The organism is Methylobacterium oryzihabitans, from assembly GCF_004004555.2.
Classification (GTDB): domain Bacteria; phylum Pseudomonadota; class Alphaproteobacteria; order Rhizobiales; family Beijerinckiaceae; genus Methylobacterium; species Methylobacterium oryzihabitans.
Genome location: NZ_SACP01000016.1, coordinates 60,957 through 77,415 on the forward strand (window position 1 = coordinate 60,957; position 16,459 = coordinate 77,415).

A 16,459-nucleotide genomic window follows, 5' to 3' on the forward strand; every position below is an offset into this window, starting at 1 on the left:
GCGTCGTCGTGGGACAAGGGGAAGGACTCCGGAACTTGGGTGTTCATCGCCCCCACAGGTGGGGGCGCTGGGCGCGTTCGTCCACCTCGCCGGGGTCCCGCTGCGGCTCATGAGCCCGATCGGCGCGCCGCCCCTGTTCGCCGGACCGGCGGGCCATAGGTTGGATTCAATCCAGGGTGGTCGCTCCGATCGGGTCCGGCACTGCGCCGCGGCCGGTCCGTCACGGCCATCCGTCCGTTCTGGAGGACGCGATGCCAGATCCCGCTTCCCTCGACCTCAACCGGAGGGACCTGATGGTCGGAGCCACCGCCGCCGCGGCCGCGGCCGCGCTGCCCACCGCCGCCGGGGCGGCCTCGGCCGCTCCCGCCGCACCCGTGACGGCCAAGGTCGCCTTCACGGTGAACGGCGAGCGCCGCGAACTCGACCTCGACCTGCGCACCAGCCTGCTCGACGCGGCGCGCGAGCACCTGCACCTCACCGGCTCGAAGAAGGGCTGCGACCACGGCCAGTGCGGCGCCTGCACGATGATCGTCGACGGGCGGCGCATCAACGCCTGCCTCACCCTCGCGGTGATGCACCAGGGCGCCGAGATCACCACCATCGAGGGGCTCGGCCAGCCCGACAACCTGCACCCGATGCAGGCCGCCTTCGTCAAGCACGACGGCTACCAGTGCGGCTACTGCACCCCGGGCCAGATCTGCTCGGGCGTCGCGGTGCTCGACGAGATCAAGGCCGGCATCCCGAGCCACGTCACCGCCGACCTCAACGCCCCGATGCAGGTCACCGAGGCCGAGATCCGCGAGCGGATGAGCGGCAACATCTGCCGCTGCGGCGCCTATTCCAACATCGTCGAGGCGATGACCGAAGTCGCAGGGAGACGGGCATGAAGTCGTTCACCTACGAGCGCCCCGCCACCCCGGCCGAGGCCGCGGCGGCCGTCGCGCGCAACCCGGAGGCGAAGTTCATCGCCGGCGGGACCAACCTGCTCGACCTGATGAAGCTGCAGATCGAAACCCCGACCCACCTCGTCGACGTCAACGGGTTGACGCTCGACGCGATCGAGCCGACGCCGGAGGGCGGGCTTCGTATCGGCGCGCTGGTGCGCAACACCGATCTCGCGGCGGATGCCCGGGTGCGGCGGGACTACGCGGTGCTGAGCCGGGCGCTGCTCGCCGGCGCCTCGGGCCAGTTGCGCAACAAGGCTACCACCGCCGGCAACCTGCTGCAGCGCACCCGCTGCCCGTACTTCTACGACACGGCGCAGGCGTGCAACAAGCGCCAGCCCGGCTCGGGCTGCTCGGCGCTCGACGGGATCAGCCGGGGGCTCGCGGTGATCGGGGCGAGCGAGCACTGCATCGCGACCCATCCGGGCGACATGGCGGTGGCGATGCGCGTCCTCGACGCCACCGTGGAGACGGTCGACGGCGGCGGCGCCACGCGATCGATCCCGATCGCCGAGTTCCACCGGCTGCCGGGCGACAAGCCGGAAACCGACACCACGCTGAGGGCCGGCGAGCTCATCACGGCGGTGACGCTGCCGAAGCCCCCGGGCGGGCGGCACGTCTACCGCAAGGTGCGCGACCGGGCGTCCTACGCCTACGCGCTGGTCTCGGTGGCGGCCGTCGTGCAGCCGGACGGGACGGGGCGGGTGGCGTTCGGCGGGGTCGCGCACCGGCCGTGGCGGGTCGAGGAGGCCGAGGCCGAGCTGCCGAAGGGCGCCAAGGCGGTGACGGCGCGCGCCTTCGCGGGCGCCAGGCCGACCCACGACAACGGGTTCAAGCTGACCCTCGCCGAGCGGACGCTCGGCGCGGCGCTGCACGAGGCGCAGGCTCCCGGACGAGAAGGGGTGAGGCCATGAAGTTCGACACGCCCGCGGGGCAGAACCCGATCGACCAGCTCAAGGTGGTGGGCAAGGCCACCGACCGCATCGACGGCAAGTACAAGACCACCGGCACCGCGCCCTACGCCTACGAGCGCCACGACGTCGCGCCGAACCAGGCCTACGGCTACGTGCTCGGCGCCACCATCGCCAAGGGCCGGGTGCGCGGCATCGACACAGCGGCGGCCCGGCGCGCGCCCGGCGTGGTGGCGATCGTCACGACGCTCGACACGCCGCGGCTGGAACGCGGCCGGATGAACGCCGCCTACCTGTTCGGCGGCGACGCCATCCAGCACTACCATCAGGCGGTCGCCGTGGTGGTGGCCGAGACCTTCGAGCAGGCGCGGGCGGCGGCGTTCCTGGTGAGGGTCGACTACGCGCCCGAGCCCGGGCGGTTCGACCTCGCGGCCGAGGCGCCCGCCGCGCCGCCGGTCGGCGGCAACAGCGGCGAGGGCAGCGGCGCCGCGGGTGCCGAGCGCGTCGGGGACTTCGAGGGGGCGTTCGCGCAGGCGCCGGTCCAGCTCGACGCGACCTACGCCACCGCCGACGAGAGCCACGCGATGATGGAGCCGCACGCCACCATCGCGGCGTGGACCGGCGACAGGCTCACGCTGTGGACCTCCAACCAGATGATCGCCTGGAGCAAGGGCAGCGTCGCCAAGATCCTCGGCCTCAAGCCGGAGAACGTCCGGGTCGACTCGCCCTATGTCGGCGGCGGCTTCGGCGGCAAGCTGTTCGTGCGCGCCGACGCGGTGCTGGCGGCCTTGGGTGCCAGGGCGGCCGGCCGCCCGGTGAAGGTGGCGCTGACCCGGCCGCTGATCGCCAACAACACCACCCACCGGCCGGCGACGATCCAGCGCATCCGGCTCGGCGCGACGAAGGACGGAACCCTCACGGCGATCGGGCACGAGAGCACGTCCGGCAACCTCGCCGACGGCAAGCCCGAGACTGCGGTCGACCAGACCAAGCTGCTCTATGCCGGCGCCAACCGGCTGACCGCGATGAAGCTCGCCCGCCTCGACCTGCCGGAGGGCAACGCGATGCGAGCGCCCGGCGAGGCGCCGGGCCTGCTGGCGCTCGAGGTCGCCATGGACGAGATGGCGGAAAAACTCGGCATCGATCCGGTCGAGTTCCGCATCCGCAACGACACCCAGACCGACCCGATGAAGCCGGGGCGCCGGTTCTCGCACCGCAACCTCGTCGGCTGCCTGCGGACCGGAGCGGAAAAATTCGGCTGGGCGAAGCGCAACCCGACGCCCGGCCAGGTCCGCGACGGTCGCTTCCTCGTCGGCATCGGCATGGCGGCGGGCTTCCGCAACAACCTGCTGGTCAAGTCCGGGGCGCGGGTGCGGCTCGATCGCGACGGCAGGGTGACGGTCGAGACCGACATGACCGACATCGGCACCGGCAGCTACACCATCATCGCCCAGACCGCGGCCGAGATGATGGGCGTGCCGCTCGACCGCGTCGTGGTCCGTCTCGGCGATTCCGACTTTCCGGCCTCGGCCGGGTCGGGCGGCCAGTTCGGCGCGAACAATGCGACCTCCGGCGTCTACGCCGCCTGCGTGCAGTTGCGCGAGGCGGTGGCGCAGCGGCTCGGCATCAACTCGGCCGACGCGGTGTTCGCCAACGGGCAGGTGCGGTCGGGCAACCGCGCCGTCCCGCTCGGCGAGGCAGCGCAAGCGGGCGAGCTGAGCGCCGTGGACGCGATCGAGTACGGCGACCTCGCCAAGACCTACCAGCAATCGACCTTCGCCGGCCACTTCGTCGAGGTCGGGGTCGATGCCGACACCGCCGAGGTGCGGGTGCGGCGGATGCTGGCGGTCTGTGCCGCCGGGCGGATCCTCAACCCGAAATCCGCCCGCAGCCAGGTCATCGGCGGGATGACCATGGGGGTCGGCGCGGCGCTGATGGAGGAACTCGCCGTCGACACCCGGCGCGGCTTCTTCGTCAATCACGACCTCGCCGGCTACGAGGTCCCGGTCCACGCCGACATCCCGCGCCAGGAGGTGATCTTCCTCGACGAGGCCGATCCGATCTCCTCGCCGATGAAGGCCAAGGGCGTCGGCGAGCTCGGCATCTGCGGCGTCGGCGCGGCGGTGGCGAACGCGGTCTACAACGCCACCGGCGTGCGGGTGCGGGATTTCCCGATCACCCTCGACAAGCTGATCGAACGCATGCCCGACGCGGCGTGAGGAACGCGCGCGGCGGTCCCCCGCCGCGCGTAGAGCACTTCGCGATCGCAACGCGATCGCGAAGTGCTCTAGGTCTTTGAATTTGCCGCATTTTCTGCGACGAACCGGTATCCACTTCGTCGGAAAATGCTTTAACGGACGGTCCCGAGATACCGCTGGAACTCCCGCACGTTGCCGGCGGTGCAGATCTGGCGCGACAGGTAGTCCTGGACCGAACCCGACAGCCACCAGCTCATCGACAGTTCCTTGATCCCGGGCGCCCTGCGGGGCTCGGGGGCGGGCGCCGCGAGGGCGCAGCCGGCGGCGCCCGGCGTCGGCAACTGATCGTCGACCGACAGCGAGAAGGCGCGCTCGCCCGTCGCCAGCGTCGCCTCGGCGGCGTGCCCGTCGCGGGTGGCGTAGAGCGTGCGCAGCGGGGCGGCGGGCACCGCGTACCAGTCGACCGCCATCAGGCTGCGCTCCGGCACCGGCTGGCCGGCGCCGGAGACGCGCACCGATTCCGAGGTCGGGTTGTTGGTGACGTGCAGGATCACCGGCTTCAGGTCCGGCCGGACGGCCTCGATCGCCCGGGCGAGTTCGGCGGCCGTGGTCAGGCCGTCGTTCTCGAAGTAGCCGCCGTCGACCAGCATGTCGTAGGGGCCGGCCTTGTCGGGATCGGGGATGCCGGGCCGGTAGACGAGGGCCGGCGGCGACAGCACCGGGAACCGGGCGCTCGCCGTGGCGGCGGTGGAGAGGCGGAAGGCCCGTTCGGGCCTCCTGGCCGCCGTCGGCGGCGCCCCGCCGTCGCAGCCATGCGGCGTCCCGAGCGTCTCGTGGACGTCGATGGCGGCGGGAAAGATCCGCTCCTCCCGCGCGCCCTCGCACCAGAACGGCAGCAGGTCCGACAGGATCGCCCGCCGTCCGTCCAGGGTCGACGTGGTGTTCAGCAGCAGCAGCGGGGACCAGCGCGCCTCCTTGCCGGGGAAGCGCCCGAGGGGCCGCGCGAGGCCGCCCTCCGCCGCGCCGTCCCGGGCCGGCACGACGCGCCGGTACTGGTCCTCGAACGCCTGTTCGAGCAGGACCGCCCGGTCGCCGGCGCCGAGGGCCTGGAGCGCGAAGCCGAACAGGTCGCGGAACACCAGCCCGATCACCGGGCGCGACAGGAAATCGCCGGAGGCGAGGCCCTGGAGGCAGGTCTTCCAGGTCATCGGGCCGCGCTCGGTGCCGTGGCCGAACAGCGTCGACGGCGCCTCCCGGCACGGCGGCGCGCCGTCGGGGCCGGCATCGTCGAGGGCCGCCCGGATCATCGCGGCGCCGACCGCGCCGCCGGAGACGCCCGAGATGGCGAACAGGCGGGTGCGGAGCGCCGGCTGGCTGGCGTCGAGCATGTCGCCGACGACGCTCGCGGTGAAGAACGCCGCGCGGCTCGCGCCGCCGGCGCTCGCCAGGATGACCGGGTCGGCGCGGCACTCGCCGCCGCCGGGGCAGTTGGCCCGCGTCCAGGCGTCGAGGGCCCCGCGCAGGTCGGCGCGCTGGACGCTGGCGGCCCCGTCGACTGGGCGCAGGGCATGGAATTGCGGCGTCAGGCCGCTCAGGACCGCGCAGGCGAGCAGCAGCAGACCGAGGAGCGGCAGCCTCAGGTAGTGCGACCACGTCGACAGGTAGGCGAGCACCGAGAGCGGCAGGGCGAGGATCACCGGGACCAGCAGCGCGCGCGGGAAGGCGGCGGCGACGTGGTCGGGCCGCGCCACGGACCACAGCCAGACCGCCGCCAGGGCGGTGAGGCAGGCGAAGGCGAAGACGTCTCCGCGCGGATAAGTCCCGAGGGCGAGCAGGCGGCGGGTCTCGGTCTGGCGCTCCTCCAGGAACCACAGCGGGGTGGCGTCGCTGAGCAGGCTGCTGCGGGAGCCGAAGCGGAAGTCGTCCCAGTAGTCGAGCCAGGACTCGTACCGGGTCTCGGCGTCGAGGAAGCGCAGGCGCAGGAAAACGTAGGCGCAGTAGACCAGCGTCGCGCCCGCGAGCAGCCACAGCAGCCAGCCCGGATCGGGCTGCCCGAGAATGTCCTGGGCGGGGCCGAGATCGCCCCGCGCGCCGGTGATGCCGACCCAGACGGTGCCGAGGCAGCCCAGACCGAGCAGCCGCGGGACCCAGGCCGAGGCCAGCCGGTAGCGGTCCTGCAACCTCTCCCGCACCCGGTCCGGCAGCGGCAGGCGCTGGCCGGGCGCCGCCCAGGCCTGCTGCGCCAGCACCTTGCGCGCCGCGAAGTGGACGATGCCGGCCCAGAGCAGCACGAGGCCGAAGAAGGCGACCCAGTAGGCCGGCTGCCTGCCGAACTCCATGAACAGGTCCCGCGCCGGGGCGGCCTTCCGGAACAGCACGAAGGCGAGGGCGACGCTCGCCGCGCTGACCCGGCACACCCACAGCACCCGCGCCCAGCGCAGGACCACGTCCCACGCCCGCGCCACGGAGGGCCGGGCCGGATCCGGGTCCGGTTCGGGATGCGGCAGATCCGATCCGAAATACGGGAAGCGCGGATGGTGCGGGGTCATGGCGTCACCCTTCTGGGGCGGGGGCCTCGCCGTCCCGCCTCCCATGCCCGAGGCGGCACCATCCTGCATCCTCTGTTCGGATGAGGCGCCGGGATCCGGGCTTGCCTACCATTCGCGCCGAGCGGCGGCGGGGGCGCCGGCGGCGACGGGGGGCGTGCCGTGACCGGGTGCAAGGCTCCAATCGAGACTTCACGCAGAACGCCATGGTTCGCGGCCGTCGCCGCCGGGGCGATGCTCGTGGCGGGACCGGCCGCCACCGCGGCACCCGAGGAAGGTCCGGTCCACTTCGCCGACCAGTCGTGGAGCGAGACCGACCGGGCGTGGTTCTACGGCGCCAGCCAGGGCTCGCAGATCATGCCCTATGCCTGGTTCCTGTCGCTGGAGGCGCCCGAGGGCGGCGGGCTGTTCGTCGCCGACCGGCTGGAGCGGTTCGGCTACCTGCCCAATCCCTATGACGGCCGCACCGGCCCCGCCACCGGCCTGCCGGTCGGCTTCGTCAAGGACGTCGACGATCGCGGCGAGTGGGTCGGCATGACCTGCGCCGCCTGCCACGTGAACCGGGTGTCGCTGCGCGGCCGCACGATCCAGATCGACGGCGGGCCGACCAACGCCGACATGTTCGCGTTCATCGCCGAGCTCGGCCGCGCGCTGACCCTCACCGCGTCCGACGACGCCCGGTTCGACCGCTTCGCCCGCCGGGTGATCCCGGCGGAGCTGTCGGGGCAGGGCGGGGCCGACCGCCGCCGCCTGCGCGCGAGCCTGACGCGGTTCGCCGGCGACTTCGCCCGCTACGTCGAGCAGAGCCGGGCCAGGGTGGCGTGGGGGCCGGGGCGCCTCGACGCCTTCGGGATGATCTTCAACCGCGCCACCGGGATGGACCTGCGCGACCCGCGCAACATCGCCGAGCCGAACGCCCCGGTCAGCTACCCGTTCCTGTGGGACACCTCCTGGCACGACTGGGTGCAGTGGAACGGCTCGGCGCCGAACAACCTCGTTGTCGAGCGGCTCGGCCGTAACGTCGGCGAGGTGCTGGGCGTCTTCGCCCATGCCGACATCCGCGAGCCGACGCTGCCGCCGCTGTGGTTCCAGACCTCGGCCGACCGGCTCAACCTCATGCGGATCGAGGGCCGCCTGCGCGATCTCACGGCCCCGGGCTGGCCGAATGCCGTCGCGCCGCCGACCGAGTCCCAGCGCCAGGACGCCGCCGCCGGCAAGGTCCTGTACGACCGGCTCTGCCTGTCGTGCCACGCCATCGCGCCGACCGGGCCGGACCGCCGCCAGAGCGTGACGCTGACGCCGCTCGACCGGATCGGGACCGACCCGGCGATGGCGCGCAACGCCGAGTCGCGGCAGGCGTTCAGCGGCATCCTGGAGGGCGTGCGGATGCCGTTCCTGGTCACGACCCCGCCGCTGCCGGAACGGCTGCGCAGCCTCGACCTCGTCGCGGCGATCGTCGCCGGAGCGATCCTGGAGCCGGTCGACCTGCTGCAGAACCCGAGCCGCCTCGGCGCGGATCAGGCCGACATCGTCGCCCGCCTGCTCAAGCGCGGCGCCTCCGAGAGGGAAGCGCGCAACGAACTCCTCAACACCATGTCCGGAGCCGGCGGCAAGGATCTCGTCGCCCGCTTCCTCGGCGACCGGCGCGACCGCGATCTCCTCGTCTACAAGGCCCGCCCCCTGAACGGAGCCTGGGCGACCGGCCCGTTCCTCCACAACGGTTCGGTACCGAACCTCTACGAATTGCTGCTGCCGTCGGACCAGCGCTCGAAGACCTTCCGGGTCGGAAGCCGCGAGATCGACGAGACGAAGATCGGCTTCCGCTCGGACATCGGCCCGTTCCTGTTCGATACGTCGCTGCCCGGAAACTCTAATGCAGGACATGAAGGTCCAGACTATGGAACGAGCAATCTTACGGAAGCGGAGCGCCGCCAGTTGATCGAGTATCTGCGCACGTTGTAGGAGATATTTTTCGGGGATCGAGACAGTGCTGACGCCAAGGTGCGCTTGAACACGGCGTGAATATTTTGCTATCCTAAAATATCGATTGACGGCGGGACATGAAGGTCCCCCGGCAGGCCTTTGCGCTCGCGTCGATCGGGCGGGGCAACGGAGCACCGCGATGCAGGATCTCGAGACGTATTCGCGGCTGGTCGGCTCGATCTACGACCGCGTCGGGCAGCCCGAACAGTGGACGTCGCTGCTGGAGGACGTCACCGGCTTCGTCGGCGGCCGGGTCGGGCAGCTCGCGATCTTCAGCCTCGACGGCAAGCGCAAGCCGACCTGGGCGGTGTCCGGGTTCGACCGCACCGCCTACCGGACCTTCCTGTACCGGCACGCGACCGAGGATCCGCGGCTGCCCTACATCCTGTCCAACCAGGGACGGGTGATCCGGGCCGAGGAGGGCGTCGACGAGCGCCACTTCCGCGAGACCGCCCTGTTCAAGGAGGTCGTGCGCCCGTTCGGCATCGAGCACAGCCTCGTCAGCTTCTTCGCCAAGGAGGCCGACGTGATGGCGACGCTGGCGGCGATGCGCGACGAGGCCGCCGGTCCCTTCGGCGCCGAGGAGGCCGGGCGGCTCGCCCTCCTCGTTCCGCACCTGCGGCGCGCCTTCGAGTTCTACGCGCTGCTGCGCCACACCGGCGATCGCGCCGCCGACCTCGCCTCCGCCCTCGACCTCCTCGACGCGGCCGTGATCCTCACGGATTCGCGCCTGCGGGTCACCCATGCCAACCGCTCGGCCGAGGCGCTGGCCCGGTCCGGATCCGGCTTGTCGCTCGACAACGGCAGCCTCGCCTTCCGCAGCCACCACTGCTCGCGCCGGCTCGCCAAGGCGGCCGAGGAGGCGCTGGCCGCGGCGAACGGCGAGGTCCGGATCGACCAGGCCGATCACATCGCGGTGGCGTCCGGCGACGAGGGCTTTCCCTACCGCGTCTCGCTCCACCCGCTGTCGCGCCGCACCGAGACCGGCGACGACCCGAGGTCGCAACTCGCGGTGGTGATCCGCACCGGCGCGCCGCGGTCGCAGGAGGGCGCCGCCTCCCGGCTCCAGACGCTGTTCGGCCTCACCGCGGCCGAGGCGTTCCTCGCCGGCGCCATCGCGTCGGGCCGGTCGCTGCACGCCCATGCCCGCGACCGCGGCGTGGCGATCTCGACCGTGCGCACGCAGTTGCGGTCGCTGTTCGCCAAGACCGAGACCCGGCGGCAGGGCGAACTGGTGGCGCGGTTGCGCGAGGGGCTCGACGTGTCGCTGTCGTGAGGGCGCGGGCTGGTCGGACCCTCCCCCCTCTGCGGGGGAGGGTCGGGTGTGGCGATTCAACTCCAACCGAGGCCGGTGATGAACGCGATGAGCCCGAACCCGCAGGCCGCCGGCGCGCCCTGCCTCGACACCCTGGAGGCCCTGCCGCCGGCCGAACGCTGGCCGCTGGCACGGGACTGGATCGCGCGCGCGCCGCGGCCGTTCTTCGCCCAGCTCCGCCTCCGGCGTCCGGTCCTCGATTGCGGCGCGGTGATCCTCGTCGCCGAGCGCGGCGAGGTCGAGCAGATCCTGTCGCTGCCGCGCCTGTTCACCGTCGGGCTCTACGGCCCGAAGATGGGCGAGTTCATGCTGGCCATGGACGAGACGGAGGTGAACTACCGCGACAAGGCGGTGATGCGCTCGGTGCTGACCTGGCGCGACCTGCCGGTGGTGCGGGCGATGGCCGGGGAGGTCGCCGACGCGGTGCTGGATGGCGCCGGCGGCGCGGTCGACGTCGTCGGGGCGCTGTCGCGCCTCGTGCCGCTGCGGGTCGTGCAGCGGCATTTCGGCTTCGACGCGCCGGATGCCGACCTGCTGCGCTGGTCCTTCGCCAACCAGTGCGACCAGTTCAACAACCTGCCGTTCGACGAGCGGCCCGACGCCGACGCGGTCCACGCCGCCGCCGAGCAGGCCCGGGTCGAGATGCGGGCCGCCTTCGGCCGGCTGATCCCGGCCCGCCTCCAGGCGATCGCGGCCGGCACCGCCGCCGACGACACCCTGACCCGGGTGCTGCGCCTGCACCTGCCGGAGGCGGCCGGGTTCGGCATGGACCGGGTGGTCATCAACGTCGGCGGCCTGCTGATCGGCGCCATCGAGACGACCTCGGAGGCGATCGCCAACGCCCTGTGCGAACTGCTCGGGCGCCCCGACATCCTGTCGGCGGCGTGCGCCGCCGCGAAGGCCGGCCCCGCGGCCTTCGACGGCTACGTCTGGGAGGCGCTGCGCTTCGCGCCGATCGTCGCCTTCATGTTCCGGCAGGCCAGCGCCGACACCGTCCTCGCCCGCGGGACGCCGCACGAGACGCCGGTGGCGACGGGCCGGGTGGTGCTGCCGCTGAGTCTCTCGGCGATGTTCGACGAGACGCGGGTGCCCGACCCCGAGCGGTTCGACCCGACGCGGCCGGCCCACACCTACCTGCATTTCGGCCAGGGCCACCACGAATGCCTCGGCCGCTACGTGGCGGCCGAGATGATCCCCGAGGTCGTGCGCCGGGTGCTGCTGCGCGCCGACGTGTGCGCGGCGGGGCCGATCGACGACGGCGGGACGCCGTTCCCGGCCTCGTTCCCGATCACGTATCGCCCGTGACGGAACCGCCCGCTACAGGTATCCGGTCCCGGCCTCCGCGGCGAACCGGTCGGGCGGGCCCTCCCAGACGATGCGGGCATGCTCCAGGACGTAGACCCGGTCGGCGTGCGGCAGCGCGAAGGTGACGTTCTGCTCGCCGAGCAGGACGGTGATCGGCGTGGTCTGGCGCAGGCGCTCCAGCGCCTTCGAGAGCTGTTCGAGGATCACCGGCGCGAGGCCCAGCGTCGGCTCGTCGAGGATCAGCAGGCGCGGCTTCATCATCAGGGCGCGGGCGATGGTGAGCATCTGCTGCTCGCCGCCCGACAGGGTGCGGGCGATCTGGCCGCCCCGGCTCTTGAGGATCGGGAACAGCTCGTAGAGCCAGTCGCGCTGGCGGTCGCTCTCGGCCACCGGCAGGTGCTGGCCGCCGAGGTCGAGGTTCTCGCGCACGGTCATGTCGCCGAACAGCTCGCGGGTCTCCGGCACCTGGACGATGCCGCCGCGGGCGATGGCCGCCGGGCTGCGCCGGCGCAGGGTCTCGCCGGAGAAGCCGATCTCGCCGGAATACGGCACCAGTCCCGAGACGGCGTTGAACAACGTCGTCTTGCCGGCGCCGTTGAGGCCGACGACCGAGACGAACTCGCCCTCGTGGACGTGGAGCCCGACGCCTCGCAGGGCCTGGGCCTTGCCGTAGAACACGTCGAGGTTCTCGACCTTCAACAGCGGCGAGCCGGAGAAGGTCGATTGCGACCGGGCGGCGGTCTCGATGCTGCCGCCGAGATAGACCCGGCGCACGGTCTCGTTGCGCATCACCTCGGCGGCCGAGCCCTCGGCGACCGGCTCGCCGAGATACATCGCCAGGACCCGATCGACGAGGGCGGCGACGCTCTTCACGTTGTGGTCGACGAGGAGCACCGCCTTGCCCTCGTCGCGAAAGCCCCGGATCAGGGCCGAGAAGTCGGCGACCTCGCCGCTGGTCAGGCCGGCGAAGGGCTCGTCGACCAGCACCACCTTCGGGTCGCGGGCGATGGCCTTGGCCAGCTCCATCCGGCGCAGGTCGGCGAACGGGAGGGTGCCGGGGAGCCGGTCGAGGACAGCGCCGAGCCCGACCCGCTCGGCGATCGCCCGGGCCTGCCGCTCGACGCCCGGATCGGCGATCAGGCGCAGGAGGTTGTCGGGCAGGAGCGCGAGCTTGATGTTCTCCAGCACGGTCTGGCGGTGCAGCGGCCTGGAATGCTGGAACACCAGCCCGATCCCGGCGCGGGCCACCCGGTGCGAGGGCCGGCCGGCGATCTCCTCGCCGTCGAGGAGGATGCTGCCGGCATTGGGCCGTTCCAGCCCCATGATGAGCTTCATCACCGTCGACTTGCCGGAGCCGTTCGGCCCGATCAGGCCGAGGATCTCGCCCGGGCGCAGCGCGAAGCCGATGTTGTTGACCGCGACGAGGCCGCCGTAGCGCTTGACGAGGCCGGAGACCGAGAGGCGCGGCGCGGCCCCGGCGGTCTGGGGCGCAGGGGCCTGGGGGGCGGTCGGCGTCTTGAGGACGGCCAGGGTCATGCGCGGACCTCGGAATGGGGACGGGGAGGCCGCGTCACGCGCGCTGGCCCTGGCGGGTGAGGAGGCCGAGAAGGCCGGCCGGCACGAACAGGATGACGGCGAGCGCCATCGCCGAGACGACGAAGGTCGAGAGGGCGCCGAGCGGCCGCAGCACCTCGCCGGCGGCGATGAGGAACACCGCGCCGAGCACCGCGCCGACGATGGTGCGCCGGCCGCCGAGCACCGCCGCGATGATGACCTGGACGCCGACCGAGACGTCGACCAGCGTGCCGACCGAGGCGGTGCCCATGTAGAAGACGAACAGCGCCCCGGCGAGGCCGGAGAAGAACGCACTGACGCAGAACGCCGCGAGCTTGTGCTTGGCGACGTTGAAGCCGAGCGCCCCGGCCTCGACCGGATCCTGGCCGCTGGCCTGGAGGATCAGCCCGACCGGCGAGCGCGCGATGGCGAAGAGCACCAGCCCGCTCACCGTCATGAAGCCGAGCGCGATCCAGTAGTTCGTCGCCGCATCGATCGAGATCACGTCCGGCACGGTCAGGCCGATCTCGCCGCCGGTGGTCTCGGCGAAGACCACGATGAGGTTCTGCAGGATCAGCACCGCCACGACGGTGGTCAGGCCGAAATACGGCCCGCGCACCCGCAGGGCCGGCAGCGCCAGCACCACCCCGCCGACCACCGCCGCCACCGCGCCGGCGGCGAGGCAGACGGGGATCGACACGCCGTTGCCGTTGAGGATGCCGGCGGTGTAGGCGCCGAGCCCGATCAGGAAGGTCGGGCCGAAATTGACTTCGCCGGCGAAGCCGAACAGCAGGTCCCAGGCCATCGAGAACACGCCGAAATAATAGGCCACCGTGAGCAGGCCGAGGATGTAGCCCGACACGCCGAGCGGCAGGAACGCCGCCACGACGAGGAACACGATCGTGAGCCAGAACAGCGGGCTGGTGACGAGCTTCAGGGTCATCCGGAGGCGCCTCGGGCGAAGGGGGTTTCGGTGGACGTCAGCGCCGGCCCAGCAGCCCCTGCGGGCGCACGTACATGACGGCGACGAGGAGCAGCAGCGCGGGGATCGTCCGGTAGGCCGGCGAGACGAGGTAGGCGGTCATCGTCTCGAGGTAGCCGACGACGTAGGCGGCGATCAGCGAGCCCGAGACGCTGCCGAGGCCGCCCAGCACCACGATCGAGAACGCGCTCGCGGTGAGCGGGCCGACGCTGTAGGACGACACGCCGAGGAACTGGCCGAGCAGCACGCCGGCGATGCCCGCGAGCACGCCGTAGATGAGCCAGATCACGACGTAGATCTGCGACAGCTCGAAGCCGAGCAGCGTCACGCCGCGGGGGTTCATCGAGGCGGCGAGCACCACCTTGCCGGTGCGGGTGCGGTTCACCAGCAGCCACAGCAGGCCGATCACCGCCCAGCACACCCCGGCGGTGACGATCTGGTTCCACGGCGTGCGGATGCCGGCGATGAGCACGATGCCCTCGACCAGCGGCATCACCGTCTTGGCGTTGCTGGTGAACAGGTAGGCGATGAATTCCTGGATCATGATTCCCCACAGCAGCGTGCCGGTGAGGATGAAGATCTCCTTCTCGACGGTCGGGATCGCGGTCGAGCGGTCGATCGGCTTGACCACCAGGGCGTAGGTGGCGAGCGTCAGCACCGTGCAGGCCAGGATGCCGGCGGCCGCGCCTCCGAACGGCCCGAGGCCGAACTCGCTCGACGCCGCCCAGGCGACGACCGCGGCGGTGACCATCAGGGCGCCGTGCGAGAGGTTGAGCACGCCCGACACCCCGAAAATCAGGGTGAAGCCGGTGGCGCCGAGCGCGTACAGCGCCGAGATCGCGAAACCGTCGATGAGGATCTGGATGGCAGTCATGCGGGGTCCTGGCCTCCCGGTCGGGGGCATGCATGGTCGGCGGCGCGCGAAACGCTCCCCCCGTGCGCAGGGCCTTCCGGGGAAGCGTCTGGTGATGAGAGCCGCGCTGGCTTTCTCCTCTCCCCGCCCGCGCAGGGCTGTCCGGGGAAATTTCCTTGTAAAATCAGGCGCGGGATCCCCTCTCCCGAGTGGGAGAGGGGTAGGGGTGAGGGTGGCTCGGCTTCCGAGTAAAGCTTCAAGTGTCGAGCAGCGCAGCTCAACGGTTGGGTGCTTTATTCGGCACCGTCTCCACCCTCACCCCCGGCCCCTCTCCCACTCGGGAGAGGGGAGGCGCGCCCCAATTTTCCCCAGACAGCTCTGCCGCCCGCAGGAAGTGGGGACACACGCGCCTTTCCCTTTCTCCCAGGCAGCCCGTCCTGGGCTCGGGAAGGGCAGGATCGCGCCGGCTCAGTTCGCCGCGGTGCCGGCCTTGATGAAGCTCGGGAAGGTCATCTTGCCGTTGGCGACGGCCTCGGGCCAGATCGCGAGCTGCTTGCCGCCCTGCCACTGCATCATCATGCCGGAGACGAGGCCCGGCCCGTACTTGATCGAGTGGGTGAACGGCTCGTCCTTCCCGTAGAACTGGATCCGCCCGAGGGTGCCCTCCCAGTCGGTCGCCTCCAGCGCCTCGACGAGCTTGTCGGGGTCGGTCGAGCCGGCGCGCCTGATCGCATCGACGATGAAGTAGACCTCGTCGTAGGCGGTGTAGCCGGCATAGCTCGGATAGTTGCCGAACTTGGCCTTGAACGCCTCGGCGAAGGGCGCGGTCTTCGGCGTCACGTTGGTGCCCGGCGCGGCGAACATCTCGAACAGCACGCCCTCGACCGCGCCGTTGGTCTCCTTCCAGAACGTCGCGTTGGTCGCCTGCGAGGCGATGCCGATCATCGGAATCGGCAGTTGCTGGCTGCGCCACTGCACGGTCGGCTGCACGCCGACATGCGAGATGCCGGTGACGATCACGTCGGGCTTGGCGCCCTCGATGCGGCTGAAGATCGGGCTGAAATCGGTGGTGCTCGGCGAGAACCGGATGTGGTCGAGCACCTTGAGCCCGGCCTTGGGCAGGCACTCCTTGTAGCCCTCGTCGAGCGGCTTGGTCCACGCCGCGTCCTCGCTCATGATGACGGCGGACTTCATCTGCCGGCCCTCGGCGAGGATCGCCTTGGCGGCGTCGCACACCGCCTGCGCCTGCGCCGCCGAGGTGAGGTAGCCGTGGAAGGAATACTTGTTGCGGGCGTAGTCCTTGTGGACGTTGAGCGGGATCTCGTTCGAGGCCGCGCCGGGCGTGATGAACGGCATCTTCAACCGCGACGACCACGGCTGGAGCGCCAGCACCACCTCGCTGATGTAGCTCGCGATGACGGCGTGAGCCTTGTCCTCGCTCGCGGCGCGCTGGAAGGCGCGCACCGAGTCGGCCGCCGAGCTCTTGTTGTCGTAGGCGACGATCTCGACCTTGCGGCCGTCGAGCCCGCCCTTGGCGTTGATCTCGTCGGCGGCGAGCTGGGCCGCCTGCGGGATCGAGGCTCCGGCCAGCGCCTGCGCCTCGGCGATCACCGCGATCTTGATCGGGTCCTTGGTCTGGGCCTGGGCGGTGCCTGCCGCCATCAGCATCGTCGAGCCAAGAAGAGCCTTGAAGACGCGCCGCGTCATTCCCGGTGCAGACCTGCCCATGGCGTTCCCTCTGACTGACCGCCTTGTTTATCGGCGTGGCGGTTCGGGCGGGAGTTTAGCGGCTGTTTCGGCGCATACAAGCGTCGAGCCATGCGAATACGTTGGAGGCGGAATTTTCATCCTGTCCGGCGCAGGCGGGG

At 71.5% G+C, this 16,459-nt stretch carries 11 protein-coding genes; 6 read left to right on the forward strand and 5 right to left on the reverse strand.

What is annotated here, in order from left to right; genetic code table 11:
* The first annotated feature begins 293 nt into the window (after positions 1–293).
* The 3 genes from paoA to paoC are packed head-to-tail and all read left to right on the forward strand — an operon-like array spanning position 294 to position 4,074.
* Complete coding sequence (gene paoA, locus EOE48_RS16840; protein WP_246154548.1) at positions 294–887, forward strand: aldehyde dehydrogenase iron-sulfur subunit PaoA; 594 nt, start codon at positions 294–296, stop codon at positions 885–887.
* Positions 884–1,858 carry an FAD binding domain-containing protein gene (locus EOE48_RS16845; protein WP_127731213.1) on the forward strand — a complete coding sequence of 325 codons (975 nt, stop codon included), beginning with the start codon at positions 884–886 and terminating at the stop codon, positions 1,856–1,858. The genes paoA and EOE48_RS16845 overlap by 4 nt, the downstream gene beginning before the upstream one ends.
* Complete coding sequence (gene paoC, locus EOE48_RS16850) at positions 1,855–4,074, forward strand: aldehyde oxidoreductase molybdenum-binding subunit PaoC (protein WP_127731215.1); 2,220 nt, start codon at positions 1,855–1,857, stop codon at positions 4,072–4,074. Before EOE48_RS16845 ends, paoC begins: the two co-directional genes overlap by 4 nt.
* Positions 4,075–4,205: 131 nt before the next feature.
* Here the strand turns inward: paoC and EOE48_RS16855 are convergent, their stop codons facing one another.
* The gene (locus EOE48_RS16855) at positions 4,206–6,602 is read right to left on the reverse strand and encodes a hypothetical protein (protein WP_246154538.1); all 2,397 of its coding nucleotides are present in this window, start codon (positions 6,600–6,602) and stop codon (positions 4,206–4,208) included.
* 231 nt (positions 6,603–6,833) lie between these two features.
* On the opposite strand from EOE48_RS16855, the gene EOE48_RS16860 reads away from it, so the two are divergent.
* The 3 genes from EOE48_RS16860 (at position 6,834) to EOE48_RS16870 (ending at position 11,202) form a co-directional block, all read left to right on the forward strand.
* Positions 6,834–8,561, forward strand: a complete 1,728-nt coding sequence (locus tag EOE48_RS16860; protein WP_425463670.1) for a di-heme-cytochrome C peroxidase — start codon at positions 6,834–6,836, stop codon at positions 8,559–8,561.
* 160 nt (positions 8,562–8,721) lie between these two features.
* Positions 8,722–9,858, forward strand: a complete 1,137-nt coding sequence (locus EOE48_RS16865; protein WP_127731217.1) for a helix-turn-helix transcriptional regulator — start codon at positions 8,722–8,724, stop codon at positions 9,856–9,858.
* A gap of 78 nt (positions 9,859–9,936) precedes the next feature.
* Positions 9,937–11,202 (forward strand): cytochrome P450, encoded by a 1,266-nt coding sequence (locus EOE48_RS16870; RefSeq protein ID WP_246154544.1) that lies wholly within the window; start codon positions 9,937–9,939, stop codon positions 11,200–11,202.
* 12 nt (positions 11,203–11,214) lie between these two features.
* Here EOE48_RS16870 and EOE48_RS16875 read toward each other — a convergent pair whose 3' ends face one another.
* The 4 genes from EOE48_RS16875 to EOE48_RS16890 form a co-directional block, all read right to left on the reverse strand.
* Complete coding sequence (locus EOE48_RS16875; protein WP_127731219.1) at positions 11,215–12,738, reverse strand: ATP-binding cassette domain-containing protein; 1,524 nt, start codon at positions 12,736–12,738, stop codon at positions 11,215–11,217.
* Between the two features lie 34 nt (positions 12,739–12,772).
* Complete coding sequence (locus EOE48_RS16880; RefSeq protein ID WP_127731221.1) at positions 12,773–13,699, reverse strand: branched-chain amino acid ABC transporter permease; 927 nt, start codon at positions 13,697–13,699, stop codon at positions 12,773–12,775.
* A 37-nt stretch (positions 13,700–13,736) separates the two neighbouring features.
* The gene (locus EOE48_RS16885) at positions 13,737–14,612 is read right to left on the reverse strand and encodes a branched-chain amino acid ABC transporter permease (protein ID WP_127731223.1); all 876 of its coding nucleotides are present in this window, start codon (positions 14,610–14,612) and stop codon (positions 13,737–13,739) included.
* Positions 14,613–15,059: 447 nt separating this feature from the next.
* Positions 15,060–16,298, reverse strand: a complete 1,239-nt coding sequence (locus EOE48_RS16890) for an ABC transporter substrate-binding protein (protein ID WP_246154545.1) — start codon at positions 16,296–16,298, stop codon at positions 15,060–15,062.
* Positions 16,299–16,459: the final 161 nt, after the last annotated feature.

Bases quoted from the DNA above. Each gene is read 5' to 3' on its own strand.
- paoA (WP_246154548.1), top strand. From the start codon at position 294: ATGGTCGGAGCCACCGCCGCCGCGGCCGCGGCCGCGCTGCCCACCGCC.
- EOE48_RS16845 (WP_127731213.1), top strand. From the start codon at position 884: ATGAAGTCGTTCACCTACGAGCGCCCCGCCACCCCGGCCGAGGCCGCG.
- paoC (WP_127731215.1), top strand. From the start codon at position 1,855: ATGAAGTTCGACACGCCCGCGGGGCAGAACCCGATCGACCAGCTCAAG.
- EOE48_RS16855 (WP_246154538.1), bottom strand. From the start codon at position 6,602: ATGACCCCGCACCATCCGCGCTTCCCGTATTTCGGATCGGATCTGCCG.
- EOE48_RS16860 (WP_425463670.1), top strand. From the start codon at position 6,834: ATGCTCGTGGCGGGACCGGCCGCCACCGCGGCACCCGAGGAAGGTCCG.
- EOE48_RS16865 (WP_127731217.1), top strand. From the start codon at position 8,722: ATGCAGGATCTCGAGACGTATTCGCGGCTGGTCGGCTCGATCTACGAC.
- EOE48_RS16870 (WP_246154544.1), top strand. From the start codon at position 9,937: ATGAACGCGATGAGCCCGAACCCGCAGGCCGCCGGCGCGCCCTGCCTC.
- EOE48_RS16875 (WP_127731219.1), bottom strand. From the start codon at position 12,738: ATGACCCTGGCCGTCCTCAAGACGCCGACCGCCCCCCAGGCCCCTGCG.
- EOE48_RS16880 (WP_127731221.1), bottom strand. From the start codon at position 13,699: ATGACCCTGAAGCTCGTCACCAGCCCGCTGTTCTGGCTCACGATCGTG.
- EOE48_RS16885 (WP_127731223.1), bottom strand. From the start codon at position 14,612: ATGACTGCCATCCAGATCCTCATCGACGGTTTCGCGATCTCGGCGCTG.
- EOE48_RS16890 (WP_246154545.1), bottom strand. From the start codon at position 16,298: ATGACGCGGCGCGTCTTCAAGGCTCTTCTTGGCTCGACGATGCTGATG.